10 protein-coding genes are annotated in these 18731 nt (G+C 45.9%); 8 read left to right on the forward strand and 2 right to left on the reverse strand.

Translation table 11 applies throughout. From position 1 onward, the window contains the following. The first annotated feature begins 18 nt into the window (after positions 1–18). Both AC0YN7_RS01020 and AC0YN7_RS01025 read left to right on the forward strand, forming a co-directional pair. The gene (locus AC0YN7_RS01020) at positions 19–843 is read left to right on the forward strand and encodes a phytanoyl-CoA dioxygenase family protein (RefSeq protein ID WP_475808476.1); all 825 of its coding nucleotides are present in this window, start codon (positions 19–21) and stop codon (positions 841–843) included. A gap of 376 nt (positions 844–1219) precedes the next feature. Next, positions 1220–2323 carry an ROK family protein gene (locus AC0YN7_RS01025; RefSeq protein WP_475808083.1) on the forward strand — a complete coding sequence of 368 codons (1104 nt, stop codon included), beginning with the start codon at positions 1220–1222 and terminating at the stop codon, positions 2321–2323. A gap of 165 nt (positions 2324–2488) precedes the next feature. On the opposite strand, the gene AC0YN7_RS01030 is transcribed toward AC0YN7_RS01025, so the two are convergent. Beyond that, a complete protein-coding gene (locus tag AC0YN7_RS01030; RefSeq protein ID WP_475808084.1) occupies positions 2489–5071 on the reverse strand; it encodes a CehA/McbA family metallohydrolase in 2583 nt (860 codons plus the stop codon). 135 nt (positions 5072–5206) lie between these two features. On the opposite strand from AC0YN7_RS01030, the gene AC0YN7_RS01035 reads away from it, so the two are divergent. Genes AC0YN7_RS01035 through AC0YN7_RS01050 form a run of 4 tightly spaced genes read left to right on the forward strand, consistent with a single transcriptional unit; the run spans position 5207 to position 12427 of the window. Then, complete coding sequence (locus AC0YN7_RS01035) at positions 5207–7090, forward strand: family 20 glycosylhydrolase (protein ID WP_475808085.1); 1884 nt, start codon at positions 5207–5209, stop codon at positions 7088–7090. 52 nt (positions 7091–7142) lie between these two features. Continuing rightward, positions 7143–10316: an alpha-mannosidase gene (locus AC0YN7_RS01040; protein ID WP_475808086.1), complete on the forward strand. Its 3174-nt coding sequence runs from the start codon at positions 7143–7145 to the stop codon at positions 10314–10316. 57 nt (positions 10317–10373) lie between these two features. Further along, positions 10374–11351, forward strand: a complete 978-nt coding sequence (locus tag AC0YN7_RS01045; protein ID WP_475808087.1) for a DUF4432 family protein — start codon at positions 10374–10376, stop codon at positions 11349–11351. Next, the gene (locus tag AC0YN7_RS01050) at positions 11348–12427 is read left to right on the forward strand and encodes a bifunctional heptose 7-phosphate kinase/heptose 1-phosphate adenyltransferase (RefSeq protein WP_475808088.1); all 1080 of its coding nucleotides are present in this window, start codon (positions 11348–11350) and stop codon (positions 12425–12427) included. Before AC0YN7_RS01045 ends, AC0YN7_RS01050 begins: the two co-directional genes overlap by 4 nt. Before the next feature lie 87 nt (positions 12428–12514). Here the strand turns inward: AC0YN7_RS01050 and AC0YN7_RS01055 are convergent, their stop codons facing one another. Further along, the gene (locus AC0YN7_RS01055) at positions 12515–14446 is read right to left on the reverse strand and encodes an ABC transporter ATP-binding protein (protein WP_475808089.1); all 1932 of its coding nucleotides are present in this window, start codon (positions 14444–14446) and stop codon (positions 12515–12517) included. Between the two features lie 295 nt (positions 14447–14741). Between AC0YN7_RS01055 and AC0YN7_RS01060 the strand changes: the two genes are divergently transcribed. Both AC0YN7_RS01060 and AC0YN7_RS01065 read left to right on the forward strand, forming a co-directional pair. Beyond that, positions 14742–15659, forward strand: coding sequence for a dihydrodipicolinate synthase family protein (locus tag AC0YN7_RS01060; protein WP_475808090.1), 918 nt, complete (start codon positions 14742–14744; stop codon positions 15657–15659). 111 nt (positions 15660–15770) lie between these two features. Further along, positions 15771–18731, forward strand: coding sequence for an extracellular solute-binding protein (locus AC0YN7_RS01065; protein WP_475808091.1), 2961 nt, complete (start codon positions 15771–15773; stop codon positions 18729–18731).

Raw genomic sequence — 18731 nt, forward strand, 5'->3', positions numbered from 1 at the left:
AAGTAGGAGGTATGAATGATGAAGACAGCCGAGCTGAATATTCCGGAATTGATGGATCAATTTAATGAGCAGGGTTATTTGGTTTTACCGGGAGTATTATCGCAAGAAAAGGTGGATCGTCTGAATATCGCAATCGACGAAATTATCGCGAACGAGCCGGACACGCTTGCCCATAATATTTATAACAGCGTTGAGCGTCATGCCGAGATTGCTTCAATGATCGATCAACCGGCTATTCTGCCGTTAATCGTTAATTTGCTCGGTCATAATATTCAGCTGCATATTTCCCACCTAACGATCAGAAAGCCAAATCCGAACGAAGCAAAGACAGCCTCGCACAGCTTTATCGATTGGCATCAGGATGGACCTCATCCGCAGTTTCCCGTAATTGCCGGCTTGACAGCTACCTACTATATTAAGACTTGTTACATTTTAAGCGATATGTCGGAACCAGACCGCGGCAATACGAAAGTTATTCCGGGCAGTCATAAGAAGCCTTATAACCCCAACAATAAGGATGTGCGGATGCAGCTGGACGGGGAGGTTCAAGTATGCGGGAAACCGGGAGATGTGTTCATTTTTGCGCAGAACTTATGGCACGCAGGCTCTCCGAACCAATCCGAATACACAAGAAGACAGCTGTTTCTCGGCTACAGTCCGATCTGGATGCGCCCTATCGATTATCATACCGCTTCGGACAGCCTCCTGAAGGATGCCGATCCGATCCGCCGTCAGCTGCTCGGGCAAATCAGCGATAACAAATTCAAGTATTATGTTCCTGAGGATTCGATGGTTCCTCTTAAATCGATGCTTATCAACGTAGAGCGAGAGACGTCTGCTTGAATGAGCAACATAAGCTCTACTTTTTAATAAAGGGCAGCTACAATTAGAAATGAAAAAACTATAAAAGCAGCTCGCTCCTCATTAGAGGTCGAGCTGCTTTTACTCTACTAGCTTCTTCATTCGTTTCACTTTTATAAAAAACGCGATGATTTACAACTGTTATCCCTTCGAATCATTTGTACAGGAAAATGTGCATGTTGTATGATATAATCAAAATGGATGCAGAGTTAATATAATCATTAAGTGAATGGATTGTAAGGAGGAGACCTTTATTACGACGAATAAATTAATCTATCTTCAGCAAGTTAAACAACAGAACATGTCAACCATATTGAAACAAATATGGAAAGTGGGACAAGTTTCGCGGGTAGAATTAGTGAAACAGACGGGGTTGACATCAGGCACGATTACTAATCTGACGCATGAGTTAATAGAGCAAAGGGTGATTCGAGAATTCGAATCTGTATCAGGAAATGTTGGGAGAAGACGAGTTATGCTTGGCTTTGATACGGGGTATTACCGTCTAATCGGGCTGGACATTGGTCGATCCTCCTACGAGATTGTGTTAACGAACTTGAAGGGTGAAATACTGGAATCGATTAGTAATGATATAAATGATCCTGACGGACCAGACAGGTATTTTCGCGAAATACTTCCTGTATTGACAAAGCTGCAAGAAGAGGTGGAGAAATCCGGTAATCATCATATACTCGGTATGGGAATCGGGGTTCCCGGTCCAATCGATTATAAGAAGGGAGCTTTACTGAGTCCTCCGAATTTTCCGGGATGGAGCGGGTTTGATCTTCAGTCCAAAATAAGCGAGCATTTCTCTAAAATAATATTAATTGAAGACGATGCTCGAACTTCAGCCTTGGCGGAATATTCGTTCGGTAACGGTAGAAATGTGGAAAACTTATTGTTCATTACGATGGGGATCGGTATAGGCGGTGGACTTGTTTCTAATGGTGAAATCGTGCGGGGTACGAACGGGCTGTATGGACAAGTTGGTCATATGACGATTAAAATGGACGGAAAAGTATGCGATTGCGGCAATAAGGGATGCTGGGAAACGGTAGGTTCGATCCCGGGAATTTTAGAACGCTGGTCCGGGGGAAATTCGATGCAATCGCTGAAGGAAGCGATATCGAATGGAGATCCAGAGGCATTGAGGTGCATGAATGACACGCTGAACTATTTGGAGAATGCACTCATCAATGTGTTTAATCTTTACGATCCGGAAGTAGTTGTGCTTGGTGGAAGATTGTTTCCCTACTTGTCTGAATATTTGTCACCCGTCTTGTCGAATTTGCAGCTTCGTCAGTATAGCTTTGTCAAGGACAAGCTGCGTCTGGAGCCGTCTACTTTCGGGAGCTCTCAAAGCGCAGTAGGTGCTGCCGCTCTTTTATTCAGACATTTGTTGGATGAGCCCATCAACAGTCTCGAGTACCGCGCTCTAGCTGACAGTAAGGAGGATTTCTAGTAATTGTTTACAAACTATGTATAATTACTGGAAATTAACTTAATAAATAAGTGAATAGTAGCTGCAAAAAAGTGCCGCTAGGGATCATTTCCCTAGCGGCACTTCTTATACGAACTCAGTATGGGCGCATTGGTTGCTAGTTGGCCCTATACTCGAATTCAAGCTTTAATGGGAGTGTCCTTCATGATTGTCCGGTGCGCTGTGTCGATGCATAACGCCGTGGTGATGCATGCGATGATGCAGCTCACGGTGAGCACTCGTCAGTGCCATTAATAGTTTTTTGTAGGCTCTTTCGTCCGCTTGTGTAGCTAGTGTCTTCACGTATGCGGTTGAGCCTTCGATTTGCTCCAGGATAGTAACGGCGTCAGATGAGCTGAAGCATGGCTTGCCCTCTACCGTGATCATTACCGCGCTGGAATGGGCTGCGATAATTTCGGTTTGATCGTGATCACTGCCGCGCACACGCAGAGCGATCCAACAGCTTTCCTTTACTTTCACTGACCAATGCCCACTATTGTTCATACGCTCGGAACCTGTCGTGAATACTTCTCGGAGTTCACCGTTTACGACAAGCTCTACTTTGGTTACAGGTATTGTTGCTGAGGATACTTGCCAGACAACATCTACCGTACCTCCAGTTGATTTCAATTCGAACTTGGTGCCCATCTCATGACCATTGACCTGGAATTCAAGCAGTGGACCGTATGTAGCGAACGTTTGGCCTATCCTGACAGCCTTCATCCAATTATCGTACGTAAAGGGAAGATCCTTGATAAGGGCATAGGTTCGGATGGTGCCGACCGCTGTTTCCTGAGACATCTTATCTGTGCCTCCAACGGCAGGCAACAAATAGCCGCAGTTCAGATAACGGTACCAATCCGATAACGAATACGGGTTGATCCCTTTGTTTTCGAAGGAGCATAGTTCAATGGCATCAGCTTCCCCCAAAATAATAGTAGCCGCCTCTTCGGCTCTAGGATTCGGAAGATGCGGGATTACACTGATGCCGTTCTGTTCTCTGCAAAGTCTGGCCCACTGCGTAATGGAGATATCTACAGGATCTCCCAGTCCAGACTCATCCGGTCCGCCAGTACACAAGGGCAGAATCATTTTACCGCTATAGCCAAGCAAGGAGATATGTCCTAAAATATGCTGGCGATTTTCTGTCCCGACCCGTACTAAGTATTCTCCGCTGCCCCCGTTCTCGACACATCCAATTGTAGTTTTACCATCAAAATCCCCGAGATTGCTGAACATCTCTCCCCATTGGCTGGTGAGCAGGTTGACCACATTCACACCTTCTGCTTCCCCTTCTAACAGTGCGGTTTGTGGAGATAGAAAGTGAACATGCGTATCGGCAGTAACCCAGCCCTTAGACCGCCATGGCAATACATGCTCAAGGATGATCTCGATCGTATCCACTTCGTCTGTAATCGTGAAGGTTCCGCGAATCGGTTTTATCTCAAATCCTTTGGTGACTTCAACATATACGGTATCATACGGCAGATTGAATTCTGCTTCCCCATTTATGTAGCAGCTGAAATGATTGCCTTGAACATGCTCTGTTCCATAGTCCTCGAACCAATGTGCGTTCGGAATGCGATGGCCGTTAATGGGAGAAATGTAATCGCCGAATTTTCCGTGAATATGAATTTTGGAGGGAACGGGCTGTCCGGATATTTTATCGATAGTTTTGAGTGTAACCTTCCGTTTACGAGTTTCCATCGTCTGGAATTCATCATAAGCAGCCATATTTTTTAGTTCGATACAATCTTCCTCATTTTCACCTAGGTAGAGATACGCTTCACTATGTGCCGTGAGCTCAATGATCCACTCATTTGTCTTCGGTGTCGGCAGAGAAGGGTTGGTATGATCAATCCAATTCGAATGATTATATTCAAGGACCGGCGTGACTGAGATAACTTCGCCAAGATCCAAGCGAATATTGGGATGACTGCCGAAAGGGTTAGGTACAAAGCCAGTTTTGGACGTATAATGCACCTTTCTGCGCACGTCCCAACGCAGGGGATTAGTTGCCATATTAGTTCGGGTTATACCGAAAATAAAGGCAGTACCGTCAACAGGATGAAGAACCAATCGAGTTAGCTCTTTCTCGGGATACGGATTCGACAGGGAGTAGATCCAATGATGCATGACGCTGCCGAAGCCTTGGAAAGTATTGCGCAGCTGACTTTGACCCCATGGAATTTCCGGTGCTTCGCCTCGCGGAATATCCGAGTTGGTACGCATCGTTCGCGGCTTAACATGCTTCACGGCTTCAAATCCGTTTTCTCCCCACTTCACTTGAAACTCGCTGATCTGGTATCGCCTCTTAATAGGGATTACCGCTTCCGTACCATCCGAATAGATGAGCTTATATTCACAAACAAGTTCACCAAGCCGTGGTGTCCCCATCATAGGACTGGTAATGCCGTCTTCATTAGTCATTGTTTCTTTGAAATCAGCGCTATGCAAAAAGATAAGCTGGTGATCATGGAGAGGAGCTTTGAAGTCGATGTGGATGTCCTCATCCTTCAATAAAATAATATTGGCGGATCCCTCCTCTCGGCCAAGTGTGAAAGGAATTCCCCAGAGCTCATGCTGACCGATTAGCAGATGCTCCGAGTTTTGAACAACACGCGCAGAGCAGTCGGTTTCACGCAACGCAGCTATGTTTCTGTTGTAATGCTGGGTGAGGTCAATTGAAGTGAATCGATTCCCTACATAATCATTTGAGTTTGCGTTCATCGTTATCCTCCATTGAATATACAAGAATGAGTGCTTTACAAAGTGATTATTCATTTATATAATACATTTAATTAATGATTAAGTAAATTGATTCTTCATGAATGTTTGTTGGATGAGAAGGGAGGTAGAGTGACTATGTTCAACACGCGAAATAGGTATGAGAAGATTGAAAGTACAGGAGCTTATCTGACAACGAATACTGCAATGAATAGTGAGAATAACATTCTTAATCAAATCGTCGTGAAAGCGCTATCCAAAGCTCAACATTCACATTCCTATGCTGCTGTTCGATTTTTTCAAAAGATAGATGAAGAGCTTAGGGAGAAATTGCGACGATCCTTTGGTGATGTATACACAGACAGTGAGGACGGCTATATCATAGAGGCTTCCGATGATGTTTGCGTATATGCGACCAGTATCAGGGGACTAATATATGGCGCTTATAGCTTGCAGCAACTCACAATTAATGGCTATTTGAATCATGGACTTATCTATAATATTCCTTTATGTCCGTTTCGCGGTCTTAAAATCTATCTTCCAGCCAAGGAGGATATCGATTTTTTCAAAAGCTTTATTGATATGGCCTGTTATTATCGCTACAACACGATCGTAATCGAGATCGGCGGCGCGATGGAATATAAACGTCACCCGGAGATAAATGAAGGGTGGGTAGATTACAGTAATGAGATGCGGAGATATTCGGGCAGAGCGAAAGAAATACAGAGATCTAGCAACTGGAAAAAAAATGCGATCCATAGTGAGAATGGCGGCGGTGAGTGGCTTGCTCAAGAGACAGTGAAGGATTTAGTCTCGTATTGTAAGCAGCGGGGATTAGATGTGATTCCTGAAGTCCCCTCATTAAGCCATAGCGATTATCTGCTCACTAGGCATCCTGAGCTCGCGGAAAGGAAGCTGGATTCGTATCCAGATACGTATTGTCCGTCTAATCCTGCAAGCTATGAGCTCCTGTTCGATGTATTGGATGAAGTGGCTGAAGTATTCGAGCCGGAGGTCATCCATATCGGACACGACGAGTATTACTCTATTGGCGTCTGTGATCGATGCAAAGGTAAGGACGCAGCGGAGATCTATACGGAGGATTTGATAAAAATCCACAGTTATTTGAAGTCCAAAGGCATTGAAACGATGTTATGGGGCGATAAATTGCTTAAAGCTGTTTCCAAATCTGGAAATGCTGAAGGAGGCTCTGAACGTGAGGTACATAGACATGGACAGTTCCAGGAGATCCTTCCTGCAACGTACAAATCGATTGACATGATTCCGAAAGAGCTTCGGATTATGCACTGGTACTGGTCCGTTCGCCGAGAATACGATGATGAATTTCTTGATCGCGGCATGTATATGGTGTTTGGCAACTTTTCGGGAGCTGGAGTTCCCGAGTGGAGCCGAAGAATATCTAAGGGCGTTCAGGGAGCGTGCATATCCAATTGGAGTGCTTTGCGCGAAGACTATTTACAGCGCAACGGAGTATTTTTCGAAATGGCCTACTGCTGTCGATTGTTCTGGCAGGAGGGCTACGATGAAAGTATGTACACGGCATTAACGGAGGAGACCTTGGAGGACTTGTTCCGATATAAAAATCAGGCGACGCTTTCGGGACCGCATATTGAAATTACGCATGGAACGACCTTTACCCGTGAGTACCAGCCGTTCGTCGACGGTATATTTATCGAGCCTGAGCAGGACCTGCTTGGTGAATATGTGCTTGAGTTTGAAGATGGCGCGGCAATGTCCCATCCCGTTTACTATGGTATCAACATATCAAGCTGTGACCGATCATGGGAAGCACCGTTGTCAGACAGACATGATGTGCACATGAGCGATAGCTCGCTGCTGCAGGTTTCATGTACGGCGCTGCCTATTAAAGAAAACTCCATAACCTTTTATAAAATAGTATTGGAGCATCCTTTTTCGGATCGAAAGCTTATAAATGTTCAATTTATACCAAAACCGAATCTTGAAGGTTATGTAATTGTTCGAGAGGTTAAGTTGTGCTAGAGCACAGATGTGTTGGTTTTATTTATCGAGTTTCCATTTGGGAGGGATACAATTGAACAGCTTGAACCCTATGTTATTGATGATTCAGAAAATGGAGAAGCGCATTGCCGAGCTGGAGAAATATCGTTATACGAACGAAATACAAATTCCAAGCTATGATTTTTGGATTGATGAGGAAGCCAAAATAGGCGCGCTTCCCCCGTCAGATGCTGAATGGAGCCGAGTCCATATTGGAGATCGATGGAAGGGGCGAGATCTGACCGCTTGGATGAGGACAGAGGTAGTCGTACCAAAGGAATGGATAGGGCTTCAAATATTGGGTCTGTTCGATTTCGGCAAAACAGGGGACGGACATAATTGGGGCTTCGAATCATTATTGTATATTAACGGCAAGCCATTCCAAGGGGTAGGCAGCAATCATAAGGAGGTTTTTCTTCCGGATCATCTTGTCGGCTGCAAGATTGAGCTGTTGTTCAAAATATGGTCGGGCTTGAATGGTGAGACAGGGATAAGAAGTGATCTGGAGCATGAAATCAAGCATTCCTCGCTCGCGTTACTGGATACGGCGACGGATGATTTATTTTATACGGCATCTGCTGTTTGGCACACGCTGAATGTAGTTAATGAGAATGGCTTCGATTATGGACGACTGATGCAAGCGCTGGACAGGTCACTTTTGTTGATCGATTGGCGTGAGCCGGGCAGCAGCTCGTTCTATCAAAGTGTTCAGCTGGCGAATGAGAGACTGAAAGAAGAATTGCAGCAAATACCGAAGGCCAGTGAAGTTATTGTTAGATGTATTGGCCATACCCATATTGACGTAGCCTGGCTGTGGAGACTGAAGCATACGCGGGAGAAAGCGGCACGGTCATTCTCCACCGTTCTGCGCTTGATGGAGCAGTTTCCTGAATATATATTTTTACAGACGCAGCCTCAATTATACGATGATTTGCAGCGTGATTATCCAGAGATCTATGAACAGATCGAAGCGCGAATAAAGGAAGGACGATGGGAAGCCGGCGGAGCAATGTGGCTGGAGTCGGATTGCAACATACCGTCTGGGGAATCCCTTGTCAGGCAGCTTGTATATGGGCAGCGGTTCTTCGAGCAGAAATTCGGAGCTCGCTGCGAATATTTATGGCTTCCTGATGTTTTCGGATATAGCTGGGCTTTACCGCAAATATTGAAAAAAGCGGGCTTGCGCTATTTTATGACGACGAAGATCAGTTGGAATGTGTATAATCGATTCCCTCATGACACCTTCTATTGGGCGGGTATCGATGGCACTGAAATTCTTACTCACTTCATTACGACGCCGGATCCGTTCCGCAGTCCAGATAGTATTATGAAATTTTATACGTACAACGGTCATGTGCTTCCGCAGACGGTATCAGGTATATGGCGTGATTACCGCGATAAAGAAATTAATCAGGAATTGCTGCTCTCCTATGGCTATGGCGATGGCGGCGGAGGACCGACACGAACGATGCTGGAGATGAGAAGGCGCTTGGAAAATATGCCAGGCTTACCGAAAATCACGACAGGCCGGGCAGATGAGTTTTTCAATAAATTAGAGGAAAAAGTGGCGAGCACCGATCGTTATGTTCATCGCTGGGACGGTGAGCTGTATCTGGAGCTGCACCGAGGAACATATACATCGCAGGCGTATAACAAGAAGATAAACCGCTATATGGAAAATTTGCTGCGCAACGCTGAGATGGTATCTACCTTCTACAGTACGCTGACTCAGTTTACGAATTATGATCAAGCTTCTCTGTATGACAGCTGGAAGATCGTGCTGCGCAATCAGTTCCACGATATTTTGCCGGGCTCATCCATCGCAGAGGTGTATGAGGATTGCCATGTCGAATACGCGGAAGCGGAGAAGCTGGCCGAGGCTCCACTTGCTGTGAGTACACAAGGTCTCTCTGCAATGATCGATACTAGCGAGCAAGCGGGCTATATGATCTTCAATTCTTTACCTTGGAGCCGGGAGGAGCTTATTGAGCTCCCAGCAGATATGAAAGCTGATGCACAGCCTGCAAAAACGCAGCTGCTCAAAGTAAATGTACCTGCCATGGGTTACACATTCCTTAGCATCAAGGAATTGGAAGCCAAGCTAGTGCCAAGCAAGCAAGTCCTTCATGCCACAGAATCAGGAATCCAGACACCATTTTATGAAATTAAGTGGAATGAGAACGGTCAGATCACACAGCTATACGATATTCGGAATGACCGTCAGATTATAGTTCAGGGACTGACCGGCAACCGGTTCGATGTGCATGAAGACAAACCGCTGGCAAGCGAGGCTTGGGATATTGATATTTTCTATTATGAAAAATCGTACGTTATTGAGCAGTTGAAGTCAGTGGAAGTCGTGGAATGTGGATCACTGCGCGCTGTCGTCCGGTTTGTTTGGGGGTATGGCAGGTCCGAGCTGCGTCAGGATCTGGTCGTTTATGCTGATGATCCGAGAATCGATTTTGTTACGGAAGTGTCTTGGCATGAACCGCAGCAGCTGCTGAAGGTCGCTTTTCCAGTCAATATTCGCGTTACACATGCAACATACGAGATTCAGTACGGCAATGTTCAGCGTCCAACTCATTGGAATACGAGCTGGGACTTTGCAAGATTCGAGACATGCGCCCATCGATGGGTTGATCTGTCCGAGAGAGATTATGGTATAAGTCTGCTCAATGACTGCAAGTACGGTCATGATGTGAAGGAGCAAACGATTCGCCTTACATTGATCAAATCGGCAACCAGTCCGGATGCGAAGGCAGATATAGGAGAGCATGCCTTTACGTATTCCTTGCTGCCGCATGCCGGCGATTGGTTTACATCTGGAACACAAGTACAGGCCAGGCGTCTGAATACGCCAGTTATTATTCAGGCTATACCAGGCGGCGCTGCTGCAACTGCTCCAGCCTCTTCAACTGCAGCTGAGAAGCTGCCTTCCACGCTCAGCTTCTTCTCAAGTGACAGTGAGCATGTGGCCATTGATACGATTAAGAAGGCGGAGGATTCCGATGACTGGATCGTAAGATGCTATGAGTATGGCGGCAAGCGGGGAAGCGCAAACTTCAATTCCTATTTCGAAATGAAAGGGATCGAAGAAGTAAACTTGTTAGAGCAGGATGCTGAACCAATGGATGGACAAAGTCATTATTTTTCCGCTTTTTTCAAGCCGTATGAATTAAAAACATTCAAAATAAAAATGACATAGTGCCAATTTATGCTCGTAATGCAGGACGCGCTTAATTCTAATTGACCTGGAGGTGAAATGATGCAACGCAGCAGCGGGTGTCGAATATTTGGTGATTTGATCTATAACAAATATCGTGCTGTTCTTCTTGAAAACGAGAAGCTGCAATTAATCCTCCTACTCGACAGGGGAGGTGAACCGATTCGCTGGCTTCACAAGCCGACGGATACGGATTTCATCTGGAAAACCCGGTTAGGGCTGCAGCCGCCTCATGCGCTTTATCCCGATTATCAGATGACATATCCGGGCGGTTGGCAGGAAATGATGCCGGAAGTGAGCTATACACACACTTATCGGGGAACTACGGTTCATCGCGGAGAAACGGCGGTAAATCCATGGGAGCTGCAAATTATTCGTAATGAGGAGGAAGAAGTTCAAATTCGCTTGACTCATCGGTTGCGCTCCCTCCCATTATACGTCGAGAAGGACTTCATTTTGAGAAGCGGAGAAACGACGGTCAGAATCGAAGAAACCGTCAGGAACGAAGCTCCGGTTCCAATGGAGACAAATTGGGGTTATCACTTGGCTTATGGAGCGCCTTTCGTAAATGAAAACTCCAGAGTACATTTCCCCCCGGGCGCGACAGTGATACAGCAGTCGCCATTGCAGGACGAATGGTCATGGCCCAACGCGATGCAGGATGGAATGACGATTGATTTGACACGTATGCCTCCGCTTGGAACGCATAGAGAGCTGTTGGCAGTGAAGACAACAGATGGAATATACACGATCGAAAACCCCGATAAGGGACTTGATCTGGAGGTACGCTGGGATCAGCGCGTTTGGCCTTATGTATGGTATTGGCAAAATTTCGGGTCAGATGGGGATGCGCCTTTTTTTTCTTGCGAATACAATATTGGATTGGAAATGTTTAATGTACCGCCCAAGCTTACACTGGCAGAAGCGGCAGCTGCCGGCTTGGCCATAAAGTTAAAGCCGTTTGGCTCACTGTCCTCTTGGCTCGAGTTTGAAGTGAAGGAGGCATACAACAAGTGATTAATGAATTAGACCACGCGCAGCCGCTAAACAACCGTTTCGTACTTGGCAAGGGACGGTTCGGAGATATTTTGAGTAAAATTCCATTGCTTAAGGCAGGTGTCATTGGAGACGTAAGTCTTGATGTATATTGGGAGTCCGATATGGTGCGAAGTGAGCTTTCAAGGGAAACTCCCCATTATACATTACCGGTTACGAGTGAAAGGTATTCTCCTGGTGCAGCAGGCAATGTCGCTGCCAATCTGAAATCTATCGGCTGCAGCCATGTTTATGTCTGCTCCGTCTTTGGAGATGATTGGCGAGGAACATTGCTGAAGCGTTCGTTTCTTGATCTGGATATCGATTTGACGTATTCACTTACAAGAAAGGAATGGTGTACGCCAGCATATTGCAAACCCATACGAATCGGCCTTCAAAATGTGAAGCAGGAAGATCCCCGTCTGGACTTTTATAACTATAAGTCATTGCAATATGATGTCGTGGCTCAACTGGTGAAGCAGCTGGATGCGATGGCTGATAAGGTTGATATAATTGCAGTAACGGATCAATTTAAGTTCGGCGTTATAGGAGACGTAATCAGGGATTGTTTAAGACGTTGGGTTGCCGAGGGTAAAATCGTTCTTGTCGACAGCAGAGAGCGAATTCATTTGTTTCAAGGGATGATGATTAAACCAAACGAGGTGGAAGCTGCCCATTCCTTTCAGTTGCCGCAGGATAGTTCGAATTATGCGATGTCCCATTGGGCGGAGCTTGCTTTGCGCATGTCAAGTAAAATGGGCTCACGTTGTTTCATTACGCTTGGCGAGAAAGGCTCGATCAGTGCGGAAGGAAGCGATTATTCATGGGTACCTGCCCTTCCGGCAAAGCCTCCACTGGATACAGTAGGGGCCGGTGACTGCTTTGCGTCGGCGCTGCTATCATCTCTGGGGACCGGCAGCACCTCTGTGGAAGCAATGGCATTCGCCCACCTCGCTTCCGCGGTAAGCATTAAGAAGCTCGGAAGCACAGGAACCGTATCCCCGAATGAAATGAAGGATATATACGACTATTACGAGAAGATAAGCTTAAATAACTAGTAAGCAATTGAGACCGCGATTGAGCTAGAAAAAAACCTCCAAAACCACTTTGCAGCGGCGCTGGAGGTTTTTCGGTATTGCGAAAGATCACGATATAGATAAATTGAAGGCTTCTGGACGCATCGCCTTAAGCTGTCTCTCATAGAGATCATGGTATAGCCCATTGCGGGCTAAGAGAACCTCATGCGACCCCCATTCTTTAATTTGTCCATCCTCCATTACGAGGATTAGATCGGCGCGTACAACTGTTGCAAGACGGTGGGCGATAATAAAGGTCGTTCGATTTTTCATCAGCCTATTCAGAGCTTCGGTAACGAGTGCTTCCGATTCGGCATCTAGAGCAGAAGTAGCTTCGTCCAGAATGAGGATTTTAGGGTCCTTGAGCAAAGCGCGCGCGATGGCAAGCCGCTGCTTCTGGCCGCCGGAAAGCCTCATACCGCGATCTCCGAGCAAGGTGTGATAGCCATTCTCCCAACTGTCTATAAATTCATGGCAGTTCGCAGCCCTTGCTGCATCTACGACTTCTTCTATGGTTGCGTCTGGTCGGCCGTATACAATATTTTCGAATACGGTGCCGGAGAACAAAATATTGTCTTGTAAAACGATTGCAATATGTTTGCGGACATCCTGAATATCGTATTCCTTTATATTTATATCGTCCACATACACACCGCCGTGCTTCGCATCGTAGAAACGAGCGATGAAATTGATCAGCGTGGATTTTCCCGCGCCGCTAGGACCGACTAAGGCAACGACCTGACCGGGTTTTGCATGGAAGCTGATCTGCCTTAAGGCAACTCTTTTCTCAACTCTAGTGGGAGGAGGGGAGCTCCTCGTTTTTGGCGGGATCCAATAGAATGACTTTGCTGGCTTTTGACGCAGCACAATATCGGGATCCTGCCAATTGTTATCATCCTTCGGCAAAGGCACCTCAGAAGCATACGTGTATGAGACATTTTTGAAACGAATATCACCGCTGCATTCTTTCATTGGCACTGGGTCGTCTGCACTCTTTATACCTGGCTCGATATCCATCAATTCGAAAATACGTTCAATATGAGTTAGAGAATTTTGAATGGTCACATTAATATCGGAGAAGCGCTGGATCGGACCGTAGAGCTGACCAAGATAGGCTTGAAAGGCAATAAGAGATCCGATTGTCATATCTCCTTTCAATACGAATGCGCCTCCAACAGCCCAGGAAATAAGCGTACCCGAGTGACTGATCAGCTCACTGATTCTTCCAAGAGAATTGGCGAGCAGCTGGGCTGCAAGCGAGTGTCGAATATGTGATTGAGTCTGCTTGTCAAAGCGTTCCAGTTCCGCTCGCTCGCCATTAAATGCCTGTACGATCTTCATACCGGATATGCGTTCAACTAGCAAGCCGGATATCAGCTCCATCTGTCGGTTGACTGCACGTGACGTTAAACGTATCCGAATATTGAGATTGGTGAAAATCAAATAATAGACCGGCAGTATCCAAAGCGACATGAGGGCCAACTGCCAATTCAAGGAGAAAAGGAGGAAAGCGGCAAACCCAACCATGATCAAGTCAAAAATAGCATTGAGCACATTGTTCCCTACCAAATTTTGAGCTCCGTTTACATCGTTGGTTATACGACTTAGCAACACGCCCACCTGTTGATTGTCGAAAAAAGTCTGCGGCATTTTCTGAATATGCTCATAAAGCTGTCTGCGTATACTGGCTACCATCCGGCTTGACATCATTGAAGCCAGCAGGTTTCTTAGAAAGGAAGCGGCTAAGTGCATCATGTATATACCGCCGAAAACTAGCAGGACACTTTTCAGTGTCCATTTGGAATCAGAAGGTACAAGAATATCATCGATCAATATTTTTGTCAGCCAGGGGCTAGCCAAGGGCAGGACGAACTGCAATACACCGACGCTGAGTATGGCAGCAAGATAATAGCGATAAGGCTTAACAAACTTTAAAAACCTACCGATCAGTTCCATTCTGGGTGCGTGGGATTCCGAATTGACACCGCGCTTTTCACTCATTTGAATTCCTCCGTATTCCATCCGTCTCGTGTGTGGATGATATGAAACAAACTTATGACTCCACCTATATGATTTCACATTGTATATGACGGACGGAAAGTTGTTAAGGTCGCTGAGAGCGAAGGGTAAGCCGTTTGAGTTAACTTTGCGATTAAATTATATGCTTTGCTCTTGATTTCTCCCTATTTCTTTTTTTTTACATTTTACACGACTTTAACTTTACTATTTGACGGATTAACTTTATTATTAAATTAATTGCAATGGAACAATGACGAATGACTGAGGAGATGGTCAATTGACACAGCATACAGCAGCACAGTTGAAGGAAATGTTCAGTGGAGTATATGCGTTATTACTTACTCCCTTTATGACAAATAAAGAAATTGACTGGGAAATTTATGAACAGTATGTGGATTGGCAGTTATCGAATCATCCGCATGGCTTGTTTGCCGTTTGCGGCAGCAGTGAGATGGAGCAGCTTACACAAGACGAGCGACGTGAGCTGGCTTCCAGGGCAGTGCGACGTGCCGGCAATATTCCAGTATTGGCAACTGGGAATGTAAGCGTTATTATAAAGGAACATAGAGATGAATTGCTAGGTATGGCCGAGACTGGTGTTTCAGGAATTGTTCTAATCCCACCTGGAAACATGGGAGAGGATCAGAATCAGCTAGAGGAATATTTCGGAAATCTGGCAGACATTTCTCCAGTGCCCGTTTTTTTGTATGAGTGTCCGCTTGCAGCTCCTAGACATATTAACTCACAGGTGTATAAACGATTGGTAGAGCTGCATGGGATCGTCGGTATCAAAGATACCACTTGTACGAACGAAGGCATACTCGCCAAAATTACAGGAGCCCCAGAGGGGTTGGTCTTTCAAGCCAATACACCATTTATGGCCGATGCGTTGCGCAATGGAGCTTCTGGCGTTATGTCAACGACGACAACAGCAGCTGTCGATGTCGTGCTGGAATTGTGGGAAAAGGTAAGGAGTGATGATGCAGCCAGGGCCGATACTGCTCATGAATTGCTTGTATTTCTGGACAGTGTATTGGGAAAGGGCTACCCCGTTACAGCTAAGCATCTTGTTTCCTTGCGAGGCGTTCCAATGCTGACCCAAGTACGCAAAGGAAAAAGTATGAACGCCTCGGCAGCTAAGGGAATAGAGGTTTGGTTAAAAGCAGCGGAAAAGCTGCTGCTGAAATGGAAGTAACCAAGGACTGAAAATAGCAAATAATAATAAAAAATACGGTTATAAGTCCGTATTGCTAGAATAAAGTTTAATGATTAAGTAAAAAGAAACGGGTCGTAAGGAGGAAATATTTTGCTGCTGCTTCGCAAGTACATGGTTCTGCTTATAGGATTATTGCTGCTCAGCGCCTTATTCTTTTTATCTAGGAGCACGTCGAATGATGCCGCCATGGCTAGTGTACCGGAATATAGTGAGGACTTTCAGCGCTCTATAGCAGCCGATGCCAATTTAGTATCAACGATGGGACAGTCATATTTAAGCTATCTTAGCGCCATGAAAGCCGAAGGGATACAAGATACGACGGGGTACAGCGAGATTGTCAATGGAGCAAAATACAGTTCTCTGAGCACTATCGGGGCTCATACTGCCGATGATCCTGAAGGTTCGGGCAAGGAAGTAGTCGTAATCGCGGATGAAGGCGGATGGGTCGAATACGAGGTAGACATAGCTGAAGCTGGGTTTTATCAGATGGGAATGACCTATTATTCGTTAGATGGCAAAGGTTCTTCGATTCAACGAAAGGTTTCGATTGACGGACAATACCCGTTCTTTCAATCCGAACGCATTGCCTTCTCTAGAATGTGGAAAGAATCGAAGCTGCCCTGGTTTGACAATTTGGGAAATGAATTTAATTCAGCGCAAGAAGAGGTAAAGGGCTGGCAATATCAGGAGTTCAGAGATCCCGAAGCCAGAGTAGAAGAGCCATTCCGTTATTACTTAACCAAAGGAACTCATAAAATTCGAATTGATTATTTGCGCGAACCAGCGGCGATTGGCGAGCTTCATATCTTTTCTCCGATTATGCTGCCTACGTATGAAGATGTGCTGAAATCCTATAAGCAAGCCGGGCACACAGAGGCCGACAGCTTTGAGTTGAAGTTGCAGGCGGAGAACGCGGCTCTTAAGTCAGATCCGACATTGCGGAGAACGAGCCATAGAGAGCCGGCAACAGAACCATTCGATCAAGATGCCATGCTAATGAATACTATAGGCGGCAGTTCTTGGCGCGATGGCGGTCAGTGGATAGAATGGGAATTTGAGGTTCCAAAATCTGGATTGTACGAGATTGGCAGCAGATTTCTTTCACAATGGCTTAACCAAACTCCCGTGCAGCGCACCGTATATATAGACGGCATTATTCCATTTAAGGAAATGAACGCAGTTAATTTCCCGTACGCTAATCAGTGGCAAGCTGGCGGACTTGGGAGGGGAAATACGGATTATCTTTTTTACTTGGAAGAGGGAGAGCATAAAATCCGGATGGAGGTACAGGTTGGTCAACTAGGCCAAGTATTCGAAGTGCTGCAGCAGGTCTCTCAAAAGGTATCGTATTTAAGCAGAGAAATCATTATGCTAACTGGCACGAATCCTGATAAAAACCGAGAGTGGGAGCTTGAACGCAATATTACAAACTTAATTCCGCGCCTTCACTTGATGGCTATCGACTTGCAAAAGGCTATCGATTTAATGAAGGAGATGGGAACAGAGGAGAATAGTCCTGAGCTTGCTCCGCTTGCAACTGCCCGGGATCAACTAGTAAACTTGGCAGCCAAGCCAGCGACCATTCCGAGCCGTATTGGCAGCCTTTCGGATATACAGTCGGCAGTCGGCAGCTGGATTACATCCATGAGCAAACAGCGTTTGCAGCTTGATTATATTGTTATCAAGTCTCCCGATCTCCCTTGGCCATCTGCAACAGCAGGGATGCTGACAAAGCTGAATATTGAAACCAAGGACTTTTTTACTTCCTTTGTTAAGGATTATACAAAAATCGGCTCAACCTCCGTGAATAAAGATGGAGCGCTACAGGTTTGGGTCGCCCGCGGACGGGACTGGGTACAAATTATAAAACAGCTGGCTGATGAAGACTTTACAGCACAAACTGGCATTCCGGTCGAGATTAATATTATACCCTCGCAGGCGATGAATTTGTTGATGCTGGCTACAACATCCGGCAAGGAGCCAGATGTCGCTCTTGGTGTCGAAGCTGGAATTCCTGTAGAGTTTGCCTTGCGTAACGGATTGAAAAATTTAAATGAATATCTGGATTATGAAGAAGTAGCCGCTCGTTTCCGACCGGGAGCATTAATTCCTTACAGATATCAGTCAGGGAATTATGCTCTGCCAGAAAACCAGAACTTCTCTATGATGTTCTACCGAACGGATATTATGAAAGAGCTGGGTATGACCGAGATTCCAGAAACTTGGGATGATGTTATGGAGATTATTCCTACATTGAAGCGTCAAGGGATGGATTTCTACTACCCACATTCGCAAGCGTCTGCTGCGAATGAGTTCGCCCCCTTCCTATTCCAAATGGGAGGAGAGTTTTATCGTAATGAAGGCACGGCATCTGCTCTTGATACACCGGAAGCGTTGGGGGCTGTTTCTTTATGGACCAGTCTGTACACGAACTTCAATATAAGCCGGGAAGCTAATTTCTACAACCGGTTCCGTACCGGTGAAATTCCGATAGGCATTGCTGATTATTCCACCTATGTACAATTAATGACTACCGCCCCCGAGCTTACAGGACGCTGGAAGATGGTCCCGATCCCGGGCTTGCGGACTAGTGATGGCAGTATTGACCGATCGGTAGGCGGAGCTTCGCAAACGGGAATTATTTTCGATAGCACCGATCATTCAGAAGAAGCTTGGCAGTTTCTGAAATGGTGGACTAGTGCGCCGGTTCAGCAAAGATTTGGAACGGAGCTGGAAGCCATCATGGGAGTCGAGGCACGCTGGAATACGGCGAATGTAGAAGCGCTAACGAATCTTCCTTGGCCGAAGGAAGACATCGACGCCATATTAGAGCAATGGGACTGGTTCGAAGAGCGTGAAATTGTTCCTGGAGATTACTATACAGTTAGGTATATTAACAACATATGGAGCGAGGTTGTGCTGAAGGGTAAAAATGTTCGTGAAGCATTAGAGGACGGTGTTAAGGAGATTAATCGTGAGATTGTTAAGAAACGTGAAGAATTCGGGCTCGATTCACCTGCTGAAGTGAATATGGGTAACAAGGGGAGGTAG

Source organism: Paenibacillus sp. J31R122 (assembly GCF_056269185.1).

Bases quoted from the DNA above. Each gene is read 5' to 3' on its own strand.
- AC0YN7_RS01020 (WP_475808476.1), top strand. From the start codon at position 19: ATGAAGACAGCCGAGCTGAATATTCCGGAATTGATGGATCAATTTAAT.
- AC0YN7_RS01030 (WP_475808084.1), bottom strand. From the start codon at position 5,071: ATGAACGCAAACTCAAATGATTATGTAGGGAATCGATTCACTTCAATT.
- AC0YN7_RS01035 (WP_475808085.1), top strand. From the start codon at position 5,207: ATGTTCAACACGCGAAATAGGTATGAGAAGATTGAAAGTACAGGAGCT.
- AC0YN7_RS01045 (WP_475808087.1), top strand. From the start codon at position 10,374: ATGATGCAACGCAGCAGCGGGTGTCGAATATTTGGTGATTTGATCTAT.
- AC0YN7_RS01055 (WP_475808089.1), bottom strand. From the start codon at position 14,446: ATGAGTGAAAAGCGCGGTGTCAATTCGGAATCCCACGCACCCAGAATG.